Raw genomic sequence first — 16,565 nt, forward strand, 5'->3', positions numbered from 1 at the left:
GGCACATAACAAACACTAGACACATATCCTAATTTTGTAACCTAACTTACCTATAGAAAGGCGGGTAATACAATTGACTTCTAATATCGACTACACTTCCCCCTCAACTAATTTCACTTATGATTTAAGTAAAAGTAATTTTTTTAAGAAAGATGTCCAAAATTATATAAACATGCTTGGCATGAAACAATTAAACACTTTAGAAAGCACTTCTTTATTAGATATTTATTTAAGTACAGGCAACGTTGTAGAACCACATATTCATCAAAATGCAGCTGAACTCGTTTACTGTATTTCAGGATCTGCTGTTGTTTCTTTACTTAATCCATTTACGAATCAAATATTAAACTTACCGATAAAACCAGGGCAAGTTGCCAACATCCCACAAGCGTGGTGGCATTATGAAATTGCTTCAGCAGATAATACTCATTTATTAGCTATATTCGACGCCCCAACCCCAGAAGTTATTTTTGGTTCTGATATTTTAAGATTAACTCCCACTAATATGATGGCTCATACTTATTGCCTCAATGAACAACAATGGAAACAAGCAGTATCCCCAATTCAATCCACTACGGTAATTGGTCCTCCCGCAAACTGTAATCAAAACCGCGACATGATAAATCGGTCAACTCAGCCCCCTACTCAACAACAAAATCTATATTACCAAGATTCTTATTACTTCCCCCTATACTGGGGGTATTAATTAGTATCATTTTAATAGAACCACCATTTATCTCCTCGGAAAATATCGGGGAGATTTTTTATCGTAACAATTAATAGAGTTCATACATATAATATTTATATATTTAATTGGAGGTGATAGTACTATGAGTAATTATAACTATCGAAAAAACTACTCTAATAATAAAAATAGTAGCTCTTCAGCATCCTCTCAATCTTCGAACTCTCAATCTTCCGATTCCCAGTCACAAAGAGATTTAGCCGAGCAAGGCTATGTAAAGAAAAAAGGATGTAACTGTAATAAAAATAAATAGTTTATTACTAATTTGAGCAATGACATTTCACCGCTCATGATAAATAATTTAAGCCCTAGTATATAGTTTTTTTAATGGATGAATTCTATTTTTAATAGAATTCATCTTTTTTGTTTATATGTAATTTTTCAAACCATATAACTTATTCTATAAACAATAAAGTGCAAAATATAAATTTTGATTTTTCTTATATACCAACTTATCAAACAGTAATTTCTCAATTGATTCATCACCTATCTTTCCATAAAAGATAGCCCCTCCTAATTTTATTAGGAGGGGCTATCTACAAATGCCTGTTTAAATTTCAAACAAACATTGTAACAAGTTAGACGATATTAATACCTGCACTTACAAATCCAGCAACTGCAGCTACTGGACTTGCTGCTGTTAATGAAACATATAATAGTATTTTATCTCCAGCGGCCACTGAAATACTTTCAGCTTGGATCCCTGATGCTGTGTCCAAAATAGCTATTGTAGCAAATGCCGGTGTTAATAATAAAGGTGCTCCTTGTACTGTAAACGTATTACTTGCTGCTGGTGCAGTTAATATTTGTATCTGCACTTGAACAGGTGATAATGGAGATAATGCAGCTGTTGCACTAAAGAAACCTGCTAATGACGTAATAGTCCCTGCACGTGGTGCTACAAATGCATAATCACCTACAGCTAACGCTAATGTGATATCAGTTCCACCAGTTAAAGCTACGCCAGGCTGACTAAATCCAAATCCAAGGAGAGTTCCTGTATTAGCTACTAACGCGTTAACTAACGCTGCCGGTGTTGTACCTGAAGCAAACGGAATAATAGCTCCGCCACCTGTTGCTCCCGTTGCTCCTGTTGCTCCCGTTGCTCCTGTTGCACCAGTTGCTCCTGTTGCTCCTGTTGCTCCTGTTGCCCCTGTTGCTCCTGTTGCTCCTGTTGCTCCTGTTGCTCCTGTTGCTCCTGTTGCTCCTGTTGCTCCTGTTGCTCCTGTTGCTCCTGTTGCTCCTGTTGCTCCTGTTGCTCCTGTTGCTCCTGTTGCTCCTGTTGCTCCTGTTGCTCCTGTTGCTCCTGTTGCTCCTGTTGCTCCTGTTGCTCCTGTTGCTCCTGTTGCTCCTGTTGCTCCTGTTGCACCAGTTGCTCCTGTTGCCCCTGTTGCTCCTGTTGCTCCTGTTGCTCCTGTTGCTCCTGCTCCTCCTGATCCTGTTGCTCCTGTTGGACCTGTTGGACCTGTTGCTCCGCCTCCTGGAGTAGCACCAATTAGTTGTGTTAATAAGTTTAATAGAAGTTGTAAACTCGCAGGATCAATAATTAGAGAGAAGAAGAATGGTGCAAGGGCACTGTAGAATTGTTGTAATAAAGAAAGTAATTCGCTTAAGTTTGGATTAGGGGATTGTAGTACATTGATAATACTTTGAATTAGTTGTTTTAAATAATTACCCTCTGGAGATGGTGCTAATCCATTTAGTAAATTTAATAGTTGAGTAAACAAATTGAGTAAATTTAATCTGTTTGCATCACTTGGATTTGCAAAAAATGCTGCAATAGCTGAAATTAAAGAATTTAGTAAAGTGATTAATTGTCCTAATTGAGTGCTAGTAATTGGAACTGTTTGTGGATTATTACAACATTCTGGAGTGAAAACTATCGGATTGCAGTTATTATGACCAAAACAATTGTTATGTGACATTTATTTCCTCCTTACTTGTCTTATAGTTGAGTGTTTTCCTATTATAAGAACCATAAAAGTGTACAAAGAGTTATGTTATATATTCACTTAAAATAGGAAACATGAATTATAATTAAACTTTAAAACGACATTTAATTATGTTCATGACTCACATATTAATTATATGTTTTTAATAATTGACTGCTTAGATTAAACACCTAAACTTAAGAGTTTGTTTTATTTTTCCACGTTTATCTATTAGGTCCAAAAGCACATTTTCATTTGAAAATTAAAACATAAATAAATCATTAGCATATATTCCACAAGTAACAACATCATTCTTTCAAATAATTAACAATGATACCTTTACTAATATTATGTTCCTTCTATAATCATGAAGCCGTTTCTATTATAAAAAACTTTCATACAATATAGTGGACAAGTTATTCTATACTTCGTTCAAAAAGGTAATTAAAGGAGTGCAATTTAATTGCCAATCATTCAACCATTTATGGCTTCTAGGAGATCTACATCTACACTAGGAGCTGGAACAGGTGCAGCTTTTTCGATTGCTGCAACAGCTTGTTTAAACGATGCCGGTACTACTGCAACTGCCTTTCCAACTTTTACGTATTACAAATTCAACCTAGCGTGAACTCCAGTGTCACCACAGGTCCTACTGGTGCTATTACAATTCCTGGCGGAGATGCATTAGACAGTGGAATCCCAATAACAATTGAATTTATCGTCACTTAATTTTAACTAATGTAATTTAGAACAAAAAAAGACAGATTCCTTTTTCCATTAAGAATCTGTCTTTTTTAATTAATAATAATAAATTGTAATATAATTGATGACCCTTGCGAAGGTGGTTGATTATCCAATAAAGTTAGTTTACCAGTACTAATTTCATAAAATGGTTGTGGTTGCAGAATTCCATTAATAAACAAATTTATATATGAAACCTCACTAGGTGATAATATATTCGTTGTCCCATATTGAGCTATCCCATCTGCATCTGCATCTGCATCTGTATATATAAGTTTCTCTCCATCTGAAAAAGTATAATATAATAAATTGGTTGTTGTTATGGGGCCAATAACCCCAGGTTCTCCTGTTGGTCCCGTTGGAATATAAATTGGGGGAAGAACTGGAAATGTAGGTCCAATATTTCCAGGTTCTATCATAGCTTTATTTATTGATAATTTATCATCTCGCTTCAATTTAATACCTCATTCCACATTTTTGTATACTAATTTATATAATAATAACTCTATCATTTTAGAAAAATTCCATAACTAATCTTTTTTTCAATCTCAAATGATTTTTACATATATTAAACTTTTACCTTTGCTACAACTACTATTGAACTCTTCCACTCCAATCTATTTTTACTCCCGCAATATCAACTTCAAATTATAATAATAATTTAATTACCAATTTATTTGCTGGTAATACAATTTTGCTTCAATTATTCGGCATATTATCCATCTTTAATTTAGTTGAAGGTGGTTCAACAGGTACCTTTCTAACAATTATACGAATCGATTAAAAAATGATTCATTCTTTTTTTAATAAACATTTTTAGATACTAAACTAGTAACTATCACGACAGTGATTAAGCAACAAAAACACATTGCACTATATTCATAGTAGTAACTATCTTTACTAAATTTTCCGTATATATATTATCAATTTACACTGCGCTCATGCTGATGTTACATTAAATAAGAAGACAATTTCTCCTTTACGAACCATCTCAATACGTATTTGAGAAATATTCTCCAATCCTATACGCGAGAACAATACTGTGTTGACACTCAAATGAGTGTCTTTTTTTGTAAAATGTAATAAATAAAACCATCTCTTATAGATGGTTTTATCAAAACATATCTCTTTATATTCTAAATAAAATAGCAAATTTTATGAAGCTGGATAATAAATGGTCATACTTAACCGAGTTACTATTCTTCCTGAATTTTTATAAGTGTGAGGTCTATCCGCCTTAAAGCGAATTGAATCTCCGCTATTTAATTTGTATTGACAATCATTTATTTCAATTGTCAATTCCCCTTCAAACACCGTTATAAATTCTTCCGCTCCTTCTTTATGTGCTTCCGAACTTAATTTTCCTTCTGTTTCAATTTCTACCGTATAGATTTCAAAGTTCCTTTCATCTTGAAAAGGAAAAGAAGGATACACTTTATATCTCCCATTGTCTTCAGACAATACTTGCACATCATTTCGTAAAACTACTTTCGTATCAGCCTGTGGATTATTGATTAAAGAGGTAAAAGACACTTTTAAACCATTCGCAATCTTCCATATTGTTGTAAGTGTCGGGCTTGAATCTCCTCTTTCAATTTGTCCAATCATCGTTTTACTCACACCTGTTAATTGGGAAACTTTTTCTAAACTTAATTTTTCTTTCTCACGTATTGCTTTTATATTTTTCGCCAAAATAAGTTGAATTTCTTCCATAAAAAAACACCCCTACACTGTTTACAATATAACGACCGTTATGTATAATAAAAAGCACACGTTATATTGTTCTTTTTGGTCATTATAACACACGAAAAATACTTAGGGGGGTTTTGAAATGCCTTTATTTTCTTTTTTATTATTTGTTTTTATAAGTAGCTTCACACCCGGTCCTAACAATTTTTTAGCTATGACATACGCAAATCAACTTGGTTTGAAAAGGAGCATGCAATTTTGCTTTGGAGTAGCTTTCGGTTTTTTCCTCCTCACTTCTTTATGTAGTTTCTTTAATATCGTACTAATTAATATTTTACCCAAAATCGAATTACCTTTAAAAATTTTAGGAGTAGCATACATGCTATATCTAGCTATTAAAATACTCACTAGTAAAGGCAGTACAGATCCCGATGAAAAAGATAATAAAAACTTATTTACAGTGGGGATTTTTCTTCAGTTTGTTAACCCTAAAGGGATATTATTCGGACTGACTGTAGTTTCTACTTTTATTCTCCCATACTACAATTCATATTCTAGTTACCTTCTTTTTTCAATATTTCTAGGTACAGTCGGTTTAATGAGTACGTTTAGTTGGAGCTTATTCGGTTCGATATTCCAAAAGCTTTTAGTAAAACATAACCAACTATTCAACATCATTATGGCAGTATTATTAGTTTTTAGTGCTATTTCAATTGTTATTAACTAGCTCCATAACCATACTAATTCTTAATTTAACAGTCAATCTCAAATAAATCATTATCCTCCCACCTATCATCTTTGTTTTTTTGTTTTAAAATGGGGACCTTCTAGTGATAAATTCCCCACCATAACATACTAAATAAGCCGACACCTTAAAAGGCATCGACTTATTTCCTAAATCTCTTCAGCTGTTGACAACACTTTTATTATGTTTAAAGGCGAGCTCATATTTTGTTCCAGTTATCCGTTACTTATAAAATGTATTGTTGATTGATAAGGTCCCTGATTACTCACCACTTCTACTTTAAATCCGCCTTATCCCCAAATGAAATGATATATATATTCTCCCGTTACTCTTTCATTAATCCCAGCAATCCTAGCAAATCGCATTAAATCCGCTCCTTGAAGAAAATACATTGTGAGCGTAACTGGTAATTGTGACCACATAAATTGATAAAACTCATTCACTCTCTGGTTTGTCGAAACAATTAAATCATTTACAGGGCCGTTATTCCATACAGAAGTTCTAACTGAAGTAAACGGAAGGTCTTTCCCATTAACCACTATTCTTGCCATACTTTGAGTTATGTCCACATCAATTCCCTCCGTCATTATAAAATCGGATTTGTTTCCATACTCATATTTTTATAAATATTCTTGACTATAATAAATGTTTAAGGAAAATTCCTATTTTTTCACTTCTACTCAGAGTAATTTTCCATTTCGTACAAAACAGTACGACTAACTCCTGTTTCATTGCATATTTGCTTTACTTTATAGCCTTTATTCTTACGATTTTTAAACAGTTCTAAAGCTTGTTTCATACTTTCATTTGTCTCAGTGTATTTCTTAGGTTTTCCTTTATACACACCACGTTCTTTTGATTTTTCTATTCTAATCCTTTGTAATTCTTTATGTGTAACTCTATTAACGCCATGTATCTTCCCATGACATTCAAGACATAACATAAGTATCAACTTTTAGGGGCTTAAATAAGACATTTTACTTTTTTACATAAACTTGACCAAAAATCTCCTCGTTCCTGCGTCTATGTTAATATAGAGGTGTTAAGATGCGATTTAAATCTAAACAGCGTGAACTTACTATTTCACCTAAATTCATTCGTGCTATAGGCAAAACAATAATAGAATTTCTTCAAGCGGCAGAAGTCACCTGATTCTTCCTTTTCTTTTTCATTCGTTTGTTTTGTTAGACCTTAAAACGAATCGCAACTATATCCTTCATATTTAATAAGTATTAGTTCAGAGAATCCATAAACAAAAAAAACGAGTGCTGTGAAGAAACGCACTCATTGAAAGAAATTTACCACTCTCGACGATTATCGCAATCACAGTCACGATCATGATTACGTCTACGACGACATTCATCACAATCACAGTCGCGGTCGCGTCTACAACGGCGGTCATCACAATCTCTATGTCTACGTCTGCAGAACATTAAATCATCCCAAAATCTATCACAATCTCGGAACCGTCTGAAATCACCATTACATCCCATAAATATAATTCCCTCCTCTTAACTCTAGGATTCATCATATTTTATGCTAAAAAACAAAAACAGCTTGTTTACTAGTCTATTTTCTGCATTTTAAAGTAATAATATTATTATCTAATCTTTAAGTTTCAAATCTATTTCACCCCTTATATTTCCTTAAAAACAAACAAGACGCCACCCAGATCACGGCAGCGCCTACGATAATTGCTATAATCTTAATCAGATTCATTTATCCTCACACTATTTATTTCTTTGCTTCCATACCCCATTCTCTTTACGATATATATTCATGCCATTCATGAAGTCAGCTTGATTACCAGGAATGCTATATTTCTTACTCTTTTTCTTAGCTTTCTTCTTTAGCCTCTTCTCTTCTTGAACAGCTTGCAAATCCGCCTTCCATTGTTTCAACAAATCCTTTTCACTTCGCATCGAATTTGTACCTCTTAAAGTAAAATGTGAATCCAATAATTAGATTCTTCTTATTTATATACTCATTTAAACCATATGTCCATTTTTTACAAAATAAAGAGCACCTTACAATTGCAGGTGCTCAAATGTATGAAGTGGGGCTACCCCATACTCCAATATATACTTGTCCTTATTAAAAGGTGCAAAATAACAAGAGTACCCTTCAACAAATAAGTATGGCGCTCCGAGTTTCACCTCATATGATAACTCATCCACGTTATCATATGTTTGTCTTATTAGAATATTCACTGGTTTAATGTTTAATTTCTATATAACAAAGGAAAGAGCACACGTTTTGGATGCCTTTAATAGATGTAGCAGAGGAATCGAACCTCCGTAGTCTTTCTACTTGGAATTTGTGTATAACGTTTCCACCCAGGAATTCTTTTACTATGCGGTATACGTTACCGTGACATTCTCGCATAAGAGCGTTTCACTTATAGGTGTACTAATCCTCTTCAATATATGGTTGTCAAAGAGCTTGTACCTATATTTTACCGTTGATTTCATTTGCATAATTCCCCTTATTTTATCGGTGTTTTTGTTTTTTATTCCATAAAAAAACACTCCAATTTTCATGAAATGCATTTTGCTTATAAACAATCTTGCTATCAAGTAAAACAACGCGATAATAGTTCGTTAACGATTATATCTTTGATTGAACTAGCTCATAAATGGATTCACTTTTGATGGATTCAACAAATTATTAAATACAATAAAATCAGCACCGTAATTCATTATTATTCCTCGCTTTCCACTTGTAATTTTCTATTTCAATTGAATATGCAATATTCCATATTTTAATATTTTAATATTTTTTATTAACTATCTTTTTCTATCATATCATTAACATTCATTGATAAATCAACATTTGTAATTTAATTCCTTATGTTCGATTTCACTAAAATACGCTTAAATGATATATCCCAATAATTATATTGGAGATTATTATTCTACACATCTATATGTGTTTTGTGTATTATATAGCAGAAGAGTAAGGTAAGAGTTGCTCTTTGCCATTTTAGGAAAGGTTCTGTTGGAGACAGCAGGACCTTTTTTCGTAAAAGGATTATTTTGTTAAGAACTTGATTCCAGTTTATAACATCTATCTTTTTCTTTTATTTTCCATTAAAATTAAATACAACTATTTTGATAACATAGGAGAAAGCTATGAAGCATACCATCAATCTATGCTCCTTTATCTGTTCTTTGATTTGCGTTGGGCTATTCCGTTTATATTTTAAAATTCCACATGACCTATTCAAATTTTTCACGGATTCATTACACATTCACCCTTTATTTATTTTATTAGTTTTAACAATAGGAACTTTTTTTGCTGGCATTAAGGGATTTTCTAAGATGAATAATTGGATTTCGATGCTTAGAAGTGCAACAACAGTCTTACTAACATTGTCATTATCAGTGTTTTTAACACTAACTTTGATTGTGGGCTATGCATTAAGTTAAATGTAATTCCTCGCGAACAAAGCTGAATATTCCAACAATAATATAGACAACCCATTCTCCAATCCCTCTGGAGATGAGCAGTTAGCTTTTGCTAGCTGCTCTTTATTATGAATACTAATTAATTACCCCCAAGCACACTTCAGAAAAGCTTCATATAATATGGTGAATTCTTTCTTTTGAGTAAATGATCTCATCACGAGAGCACTTTATTAAGTGCTCTTTTCGTGTTTCAAGTGAATACAAAATGAAATATTTGTCCAATTATCGAATACATACTCTTCAAATACTTGGATGAATGAACAGTTTGGTCAATCCACTGTTTTTCCGCCCAACTCTCTTATAACCCAGCACCACCTTTAAACCTGTCTTCTAAGTATCCGACTCGATGAATTGCCGGACACGCGAACGCTGAAGTTGTTTCCATAACTAAATCACCAATTTCAATTCCTTTCATTCTTTCAAACTGTTTTTTGTTCTTGCGAATACTGCACTTACAGTATGATTAAAAGTCATACTTGCGTTTGCATCAATAATCTCTGCTAACTTTTCGATTTTCACTATCACCATCAATCTAAGCAAAGCTAATAGCTCAAAACGAGAATATTGACATCTCCCTGATAAAAATGAACAAAATTTTTGCTCCGGGGTGTTATAACATTCTTAAGTTGATGAACATGTGGCGGAACCCCTTTCGCAAATAAAATTCACCTCCTATGACGAGCAATCATAGGAGGTAAATTTATAAATAAAGAAAATATTGTTTTGCGTGGAGCTGCTGTTGAATCACATTTAATTCGCTTAACACTCCCCACCTATTTTCCGTTATTCACTTGGCCAACAGGACCAATAGGACCGACTGGACCAACAGGGCCAATACAATTGACTCCGGAGGCGAACCCCCTTATATATTGAAAGCTGTTTGGAATGAATACATGTTCCTTATATATTATGGAATGGGTTTATATTTGTGACATAAGGGCTTATATTTATATTTTTTTTAATTTTCAAGGGCTTTTTTCTTATACTTGTATGTTAGCTAATTCATAAGTTATAGAGTGTAAGTGGGTGAAAGATAAGGTTGGTGTATAAATGAGTAAATTTAAAAAGAGATTTGAGATTCCGTGTGAGTGTTTTTTCCCCCCTGTACCTCTACCTCAAATAGGACCAACAGGGCCAACAGGGCCAACAGGGTCAACAGGACCGACTGGACCGACTGGACCGACTGGACCGACTGGACCGACTGCAGTAGGATGTTGTCCATGTACTAATATTCTTGATAACCCTGGATTTGATGAACCAGCAATAGTAGGCAATCCAGTTCCTGGTTGGAATCCAGCTGGAGGGGTTACAGAAGTAGGTTTTCCAAATGCCCATAGTGGTCGTATTCTTTCAAATGGGACACTTAGTCTCTTAGCTGCATCAATTGAACCAGGTGGAAGTATTAATCAATCGGTTGATGTTGGTGAAGGTTGTTGTTTTACACTTTCTTTCGCTGCGGATGTAAGGGATAATGCATTTCTTATAGCTTCTGTATCTTTTCCAGAACTTGGACACGGATGTCCTCCTCTCGCTACAACTCTTGGTTCATTAAATATTCCACATATTATACCTGTTGGGAATCAACCGCAATCTCTTTTCCAACATTATGTTCTTGTTGTGTGTATACCTCCTGGTGTGACTACAGCATGTGTTGCTTTTCAAAATATTGCTACAGGTGAAGAAGGCGGAACAGCTTTTGTTGATAACGTTGTATTCCAACCTACTGGTGGACCTTGTCCTTCATGTTCACAAAATTTCTAATGTATTGATGCACTTGCAGTTTATCATTTTACTTGTAAATAACCGTAATCTCTTTTTACGGTAACTAATTACTCCTCTCTTTATAACGCGAACTTGTCACTCGTGTCACCTTTAAAGAGCACTCTCAATTAGTGCTCTTTTTATTCTGGAGGTTTTCTACAAAATAAATTTTTTATATTAATCTTTATCACACATTAAAAAATTAGGATTTATATATTGATCACTAATTCATTAGGTATGGATCATTTCTTATAAGGGCGCTCTTTACTTACGCCCTTACTTAAACACTCAATTTCATCCCCCCATCTATTTTTATAAATTGTATACAGTCCCATATGGAATCGTTGAAAAAGAAATTCCATATGGTGTAATTTGATGCGCTGGATAATAATACCCCATAGGTGAATAATACGGTTGTATGTCTTGTTGCATTTGTTGTTGCATTTGCAATGCTTGTTGAACAGCTTGAATTGTACTTTGTGCCCCACTATATGTTATACCAGCAGTACCATACGCCGGACGCATACTAGCTCGGGGATTAAAATATGAATAAAACATTTTTATTCAACTCACTTTCATATAACTTATTACAAAGTATGTTATGAGGGTTAAATTCAGTGAGTGTTAAAACCTATTCCACTAGCCTTTTTGTTTATTCCTATTTCGCTCACATTTTTGTAACGTACGAATTAGTATATAGACAAGTAGGCGCTCTATAATTATCCTAGCAAATAGAACATTCGGAATGGAGACCTTTTCGACAATTTCTGTACGGAGATGAAATTGTAATAAGAAAATCGCCTTTAAAATTTATCTATATTATTTAAGCGCTTTTGATTCTAATTCAGATGTAATAAACCCACAATATACATAAGATTAGGAACACTTTGTAACTGATTATATCTTCCTTGAAAACTTTTCTAATGAAATTGCTAAACTAGAAAATCGATATAGATTAAAGAAATCGCCTTTAGATTCATTAGAAACATCACGGCACTATCAGAACGATATACACCGTTTACGATACAATCCACCTAACTTCAATCCTTGAATAATATTTTGAAATCAATACATACTATTTCCAAGCCGCTTAATCTACGGCTAGTACTTCTTTCTTTTGTTACAGTAGTAAGCAGGTAGGTTCATCACTTATCTGCTTTCTCTGTATATTTTTTAAAATATTGAAAACACTACCTACAAGCTGTTTGAACTAGCAGCTTCACTCTTCTTGTAATGGGAAAACAATTTATCACAATTAGCTAACTCATTCGACTCACTAGCAGACAACAAAAATTGTTGTCTGCTTTTTGTATAAATTTTTTCATTTTACATATACTACCTTTGAGCCTGTTTACCAATGTAAGCCATTTTGGTGTTTTGAATTCCGACTAATTTTTTGTTGCATAGATTATTACATCTTTGACAACACTGGTTATAAGCAGAATTTCTGTTTATTCGTAGTTCTAAACCAGAATATTTTTTCTCCTATTAAAAGGACAGCAGGTACGACTGCTTGTCCTTTTTTCTTTACACCGCATACTCGGATTGTGATTTAGTTATTAGTACCCAAAGAGGAAAATGCATTTGTCGCGGTGGCTTTCATGACGTGTTTAAAACCTATTTGAAAAAATCCGAGCTAAAAAACATTAGATTTCACGATTTACGCCATACACGTGCAACACTACTTTTAAAACAAGGAGTACACCCAAAGATTGTAAGTGAACGATTGGGCCATAAAGACGTTTTCATAACCTTAAATCGCTATTCACATGTTATACCCGGAATGAAAGAGGATGCTGTTAAAACATGTAGTGAAAGACTATTCGGATAGCAATGTTTGCAAATATAAAAAAATGCGGTTTCTCTTTCCGCGAGAAACCGCATTACATCAATATTTTTATTAAATTTTAAACTGACTCGTATACAAATCGAAATAGAATCCTCTATCTTCCATTAGAGATTCATGATTTCCTCTTTCAAAAATACTACCATCTTTAATAACGAGTATTTGATCTGCTTTTTCAATCGTTTTCAGTCGATGAGCAATTACAAAGCTCGTTCGCCCTCGCATTAAATTATTTAATCCTGCTTGAATTTGCAATTCTGTTCTCGTATCAATATTAGATGTCGCTTCATCGAGAATTAATATATCTGCATCTGCTAAAATTGCTCGTGCGATCGCAAAAAGCTGTTTTTGTCCTTGACTTAAATTTGAACCTTCTGAAGCAATTTCTGTTTCATATTGATCCGGTAAATGTTTAATAAAAGAATGCGCCGATGCTGCCTTAGCTGCATTAATTACTTCTTCATCACTTGCATCTAATCGTCCATAACGGATATTATCCATAATCGTACCAGCAAATAAATACGTATCCTGTAAAACAACCCCTATTTTACTCCGTAAAGAATTAATATCATAATCCTTTATATCTTTTTCATCAATACTAATTTGTCCTTTTGGAATGTCATAAAAGCGAGTCAGCAAATTTATAATTGTTGTTTTTCCTGATCCAGTTGGACCGACTAAAGCGATTGTCTCCCCCGGATTCGCCTCAAGACTCACATCTTTTAAAATCATCTTGTCCTGTTCGTATCCAAATGAAACTTTCTCAAGCGTAACGCGCCCTTGTAAATTTTGTACAAGTACTGCATCTTTTTTATTTTGAATTTCTGGTACTTCATCCATAATCTCGAAAACACGTTCTCCGCCAGCAACTGCGGCTTGAATCGTATTCATTAACGTTGCAAATTGACTAAGCGGTCTTGCGAATTGACGAGAATAGTTAATAAAAGCAGCAATGACACCTACTGTTGTCATTCCGTTTAATACCATAACTGATCCAGCTCCAATTACAAGCCCCATTCCTAAGTTATTAATAAAGTTCATACTCGGAAAAATAAATGCTGAAAATGTTTCAGCCTTCGTTGCTGAAATTCTTAGCTGTTCGTTAATTTCATTGAAGTTATGTACGGTTTCTTTTTCTTTTCCATATAACGTAGTTACATCTGCACCTGTAATAGCTTCCTCAATAAATCCATTTAATTCTCCTAAATCCTTTTGACGCTTCGCAAAGTTTTCCCCACTATAAGCAACTAGTTTTTTTGTAACGAAAAACATAATAGGTACCGTAATTAAAGTGACAATTGCTAAAATCCAATCTAATGAAAACATCGCAATTGTTACACCTATAAACGTTAACGCTGATGAAATGATTTGCACAACACTTTGTGTCAAAGCTTGATTTAAGTTATCAATATCATTTGTCACGCGGCTCATTAAATCACCTTGAGAACGTACATCAAAGAATCGTAGAGAAAGTGTTTGGATTTTCTCAAAAATATCTTGTCGTATTTTTTGTATTGTTTTTAATGCAACATTAATCATAACAAATGTTTGTAACCATGTTAACAATACGGTTATCCCATATATTGCAATGAGCAGCATGCACATTCTCGCTGTCCCGCTTAAATCCTTCGGTACAATATATTCATCAATGATGACCCCCATATAATATGGCCCAAGTAAACCGAGTAATGTCGTGATAAATACAAGAGTAATAACGAATATAAGAGATGCTTTTTGATACCCCATGTAGTTCCATACTCGCATTATAGTTCCTTTGGTATTCTTTGCTTTTCCCTTTTTCGGATTATTACGTCCACCTTTATTTCCAAATTGTCCTTGAAAATTACGCACGCTCTTCCCCTCCTTCTTGCTGCAGGTTACCACCTTGTGAAAGATAAATTTCCTGATACACTTCACAAGTTGCCAATAAAGCCTCATGCGTACCACTTCCAACTAATTCACCGTTATCCAGAACGAGAATTTTATCAGCATCTATAATAGAGGATATTTTTGATGCGATTAAAAATGTCGTTGTGCCACTATATCTCGACCTTAATGCTTCTTGTATTACAGATTCTGACTTCGCATCAACTGCCGATGTAGAATCGTCTAATACAAGAATAGATGGTTTTCTCACTAAGGCTCTTGCAATAGATATACGTTGTTTTTGACCGCCAGATAGATTTGTTGCACCTTGTGTTAAGTTATATTGATAAGAGTCTTCCAGCTTATTGATAAACTCAGTCGCACAAGCAGATGAAGATGCTAATTCCAATTCATCATAAGTGGCATCTTCTTTGCCATAACGTAAATTCTCTTCTATACTGCCTGAAAAGAGAAGTGCCTTTTGTGGAACGAAGCCAATTGAAGCACGAAGTTTCTGCAAATCGTACGCTTTCACATTGACATCGTCTATACATATTTCACCTTGATCAACATCGTAAAGTCGTGGCAATAGTTTTGCCAATGTAGATTTACCACTCCCAGTAGATCCAATAATCCCTATCTTTTCACCTTTACGTACAGTAAATGAAATATCTTTCAAAACATATTCATTATTTTTCGTATAACTGTAGCTAACATTTTTAAACTCTACATTACCCTCCACTTGCTTTGGTTCATATACGTCGCCTTCAGTTGTAATGTCAACTTCAGTATGTAAGACTTGTTGTACACGATCAGCTGATGGAAAAGCACGGGCAATTTGAATAAATACCATACTAATAGACATAAGTGACATTAAAATGATATTTAAATAATTAATGAAAGCTAAAATGGCCCCTACTTGGAGTGTACCGTTAAAAACTTTCTCGCCACCAATCCATAAAGTTGCTACAATCCCGCCATTTACAACTAGCATAATAATTGGCATCATCAATGAAATAATTTGTATAGCACGAATATTTATTCCAGTTAAATTTTTATTTACTTTCTCAAACTGTGAGATTTCATATTTTTGTCTTACATATGCTTTTATAACACGTACACCGGATAAATTTTCTTGTAGCTTTGTGTTTACTTTATCTAACGCTTCTTGTACTCGTCTAAATGAACCGCTCGCTTGACTTGCAATCAATACAATTGCAACTAATAAAATGGGTACGACAACAAGTAAAATAGGAAATAGGTCTCTCGCTGTCACAAAGACTATAATGATACTTCCAATAAATAATAACGGTCCACGGACAAGTACACGTAACGTCATCGTCATCGCCGATTGGATGGATGTAATATCATTTGTAACAATCGTTAATAATTTTCCTGTTCCAAATGAATCACGATTTTTGCTAGAAAATGTTTCTATTTTCGCAAACACATCTTTTCGTATGTCTGTAGCGAAATTAACAGCAGCTTTTGTAGAATACATCATACAACCAAGCCCTCCAACTAAACCGATCGCTGCTGCCCCTATCATTAGAAGCCCCATTTTTATTACATAATTCAAATCCCGATTTGCAATTCCAACATCAATAATATGTTGCATAATTGTCGGTTGAATTAAGTCCATCGCAACCTCAAGTACCATAAATAGCGGTCCAATAATAGCGAAGAACATGTATGGTTTTAAATACTGTAACAACTTGCGAAATGATTTCATACATAATCTCCTTTTTTCATGAAATTACCATTGAATAATTCA

Annotated in this window: 14 protein-coding genes and 3 pseudogenes; 7 read left to right on the forward strand and 10 right to left on the reverse strand. The window is 34.0% G+C overall.

Annotation, left to right across the window (positions count from 1 at the left end):
• Positions 1-73 precede the first annotated feature (73 nt).
• Positions 74-706: a cupin domain-containing protein gene (locus tag ACP6L7_RS00095; protein WP_098362047.1), complete on the forward strand. Its 633-nt coding sequence runs from the start codon at positions 74-76 to the stop codon at positions 704-706.
• 617 nt (positions 707-1,323) lie between these two features.
• Here ACP6L7_RS00095 and ACP6L7_RS00100 read toward each other — a convergent pair.
• Positions 1,324-2,670 (reverse strand): exosporium glycoprotein BclB-related protein, encoded by a 1,347-nt coding sequence (locus ACP6L7_RS00100; protein WP_430528864.1) that lies wholly within the window; start codon positions 2,668-2,670, stop codon positions 1,324-1,326.
• Between the two features lie 469 nt (positions 2,671-3,139).
• On the opposite strand from ACP6L7_RS00100, the pseudogene ACP6L7_RS00105 reads away from it, so the two are divergent.
• Positions 3,140-3,405, forward strand: a pseudogene (locus tag ACP6L7_RS00105) (DUF4183 domain-containing protein).
• A 65-nt stretch (positions 3,406-3,470) separates the two neighbouring features.
• Here ACP6L7_RS00105 and ACP6L7_RS00110 read toward each other — a convergent pair.
• Positions 3,471-3,872 carry a DUF4183 domain-containing protein gene (locus ACP6L7_RS00110; RefSeq protein WP_098361835.1) on the reverse strand — a complete coding sequence of 134 codons (402 nt, stop codon included), beginning with the start codon at positions 3,870-3,872 and terminating at the stop codon, positions 3,471-3,473.
• A 127-nt stretch (positions 3,873-3,999) separates the two neighbouring features.
• Between ACP6L7_RS00110 and ACP6L7_RS00115 the strand changes: the two are divergent.
• Positions 4,000-4,201 (forward strand): annotated as a pseudogene (locus ACP6L7_RS00115) (BclA C-terminal domain-containing protein); the annotation flags it as partial.
• 371 nt (positions 4,202-4,572) lie between these two features.
• On the opposite strand, the gene ACP6L7_RS00120 reads toward ACP6L7_RS00115, so the two are convergent.
• Positions 4,573-5,130: a helix-turn-helix domain-containing protein gene (locus tag ACP6L7_RS00120; protein ID WP_071745902.1), complete on the reverse strand. Its 558-nt coding sequence runs from the start codon at positions 5,128-5,130 to the stop codon at positions 4,573-4,575.
• Positions 5,131-5,248: 118 nt separating this feature from the next.
• Between ACP6L7_RS00120 and ACP6L7_RS00125 the strand changes: the two genes are divergently transcribed.
• Positions 5,249-5,833 carry a LysE family translocator gene (locus tag ACP6L7_RS00125; RefSeq protein ID WP_097833458.1) on the forward strand — a complete coding sequence of 195 codons (585 nt, stop codon included), beginning with the start codon at positions 5,249-5,251 and terminating at the stop codon, positions 5,831-5,833.
• Positions 5,834-6,141: 308 nt separating this feature from the next.
• On the opposite strand, the pseudogene ACP6L7_RS00130 reads toward ACP6L7_RS00125, so the two are convergent.
• The 4 genes and pseudogenes from ACP6L7_RS00130 to ACP6L7_RS00145 form a co-directional block, all read right to left on the reverse strand.
• Positions 6,142-6,494 (reverse strand): annotated as a pseudogene (locus tag ACP6L7_RS00130) (hypothetical protein).
• A gap of 33 nt (positions 6,495-6,527) precedes the next feature.
• Complete coding sequence (locus ACP6L7_RS00135; RefSeq protein ID WP_141533491.1) at positions 6,528-6,794, reverse strand: helix-turn-helix domain-containing protein; 267 nt, start codon at positions 6,792-6,794, stop codon at positions 6,528-6,530.
• 355 nt (positions 6,795-7,149) lie between these two features.
• On the reverse strand, positions 7,150-7,344 hold the full coding sequence (locus ACP6L7_RS00140; protein ID WP_097833456.1) for a hypothetical protein: 195 nt from the start codon (positions 7,342-7,344) through the stop codon (positions 7,150-7,152).
• 237 nt (positions 7,345-7,581) lie between these two features.
• Positions 7,582-7,773: a hypothetical protein gene (locus tag ACP6L7_RS00145; protein ID WP_097833455.1), complete on the reverse strand. Its 192-nt coding sequence runs from the start codon at positions 7,771-7,773 to the stop codon at positions 7,582-7,584.
• A 1,209-nt stretch (positions 7,774-8,982) separates the two neighbouring features.
• Here ACP6L7_RS00145 and ACP6L7_RS00150 point away from each other — a divergent pair.
• Together ACP6L7_RS00150 and ACP6L7_RS00155 are read left to right on the forward strand one after the other, a co-directional pair.
• A complete protein-coding gene (locus ACP6L7_RS00150) occupies positions 8,983-9,279 on the forward strand; it encodes a hypothetical protein (RefSeq protein ID WP_097833454.1) in 297 nt (98 codons plus the stop codon).
• A 1,089-nt stretch (positions 9,280-10,368) separates the two neighbouring features.
• Complete coding sequence (locus ACP6L7_RS00155; protein ID WP_430528865.1) at positions 10,369-11,079, forward strand: collagen-like protein; 711 nt, start codon at positions 10,369-10,371, stop codon at positions 11,077-11,079.
• 312 nt (positions 11,080-11,391) lie between these two features.
• Here the strand turns inward: ACP6L7_RS00155 and ACP6L7_RS00160 are convergent, their stop codons facing one another.
• Positions 11,392-11,637 carry a DUF3947 family protein gene (locus ACP6L7_RS00160; protein WP_097831114.1) on the reverse strand — a complete coding sequence of 82 codons (246 nt, stop codon included), beginning with the start codon at positions 11,635-11,637 and terminating at the stop codon, positions 11,392-11,394.
• A 955-nt stretch (positions 11,638-12,592) separates the two neighbouring features.
• On the opposite strand from ACP6L7_RS00160, the gene ACP6L7_RS00165 reads away from it, so the two are divergent.
• Positions 12,593-12,910 (forward strand): tyrosine-type recombinase/integrase, encoded by a 318-nt coding sequence (locus ACP6L7_RS00165; protein ID WP_097831115.1) that lies wholly within the window; start codon positions 12,593-12,595, stop codon positions 12,908-12,910.
• A 69-nt stretch (positions 12,911-12,979) separates the two neighbouring features.
• On the opposite strand, the gene ACP6L7_RS00170 is transcribed toward ACP6L7_RS00165, so the two are convergent.
• On the reverse strand, positions 12,980-14,776 hold the full coding sequence (locus ACP6L7_RS00170) for an ABC transporter ATP-binding protein (protein WP_097831116.1): 1,797 nt from the start codon (positions 14,774-14,776) through the stop codon (positions 12,980-12,982).
• On the reverse strand, positions 14,769-16,523 hold the full coding sequence (locus ACP6L7_RS00175) for an ABC transporter ATP-binding protein (RefSeq protein WP_098361833.1): 1,755 nt from the start codon (positions 16,521-16,523) through the stop codon (positions 14,769-14,771). The genes ACP6L7_RS00170 and ACP6L7_RS00175 overlap by 8 nt, the downstream gene beginning before the upstream one ends.
• Between the last annotated feature and the right edge of the window lie 42 nt (positions 16,524-16,565).

Source organism: Bacillus silvicola, from assembly GCF_050524305.1.
Classification (GTDB): domain Bacteria; phylum Bacillota; class Bacilli; order Bacillales; family Bacillaceae_G; genus Bacillus_A; species Bacillus_A cereus_AT.

What these genes read in the sequence shown, in the direction of transcription:
- ACP6L7_RS00120 (WP_071745902.1), bottom strand. Translation starts at nt 5,130, where the DNA reads ATGGAAGAAATTCAACTTATTTTGGCGAAAAATATAAAAGCAATACGT.
- ACP6L7_RS00140 (WP_097833456.1), bottom strand. Translation starts at nt 7,344, where the DNA reads ATGGGATGTAATGGTGATTTCAGACGGTTCCGAGATTGTGATAGATTT.
- ACP6L7_RS00155 (WP_430528865.1), top strand. Translation starts at nt 10,369, where the DNA reads ATGAGTAAATTTAAAAAGAGATTTGAGATTCCGTGTGAGTGTTTTTTC.
- ACP6L7_RS00150 (WP_097833454.1), top strand. Translation starts at nt 8,983, where the DNA reads ATGAAGCATACCATCAATCTATGCTCCTTTATCTGTTCTTTGATTTGC.
- ACP6L7_RS00175 (WP_098361833.1), bottom strand. Translation starts at nt 16,523, where the DNA reads ATGAAATCATTTCGCAAGTTGTTACAGTATTTAAAACCATACATGTTC.
- ACP6L7_RS00160 (WP_097831114.1), bottom strand. Translation starts at nt 11,637, where the DNA reads ATGTTTTATTCATATTTTAATCCCCGAGCTAGTATGCGTCCGGCGTAT.
- ACP6L7_RS00135 (WP_141533491.1), bottom strand. Translation starts at nt 6,794, where the DNA reads ATGTTATGTCTTGAATGTCATGGGAAGATACATGGCGTTAATAGAGTT.
- ACP6L7_RS00145 (WP_097833455.1), bottom strand. Translation starts at nt 7,773, where the DNA reads ATGCGAAGTGAAAAGGATTTGTTGAAACAATGGAAGGCGGATTTGCAA.
- ACP6L7_RS00125 (WP_097833458.1), top strand. Translation starts at nt 5,249, where the DNA reads ATGCCTTTATTTTCTTTTTTATTATTTGTTTTTATAAGTAGCTTCACA.
- ACP6L7_RS00100 (WP_430528864.1), bottom strand. Translation starts at nt 2,670, where the DNA reads ATGTCACATAACAATTGTTTTGGTCATAATAACTGCAATCCGATAGTT.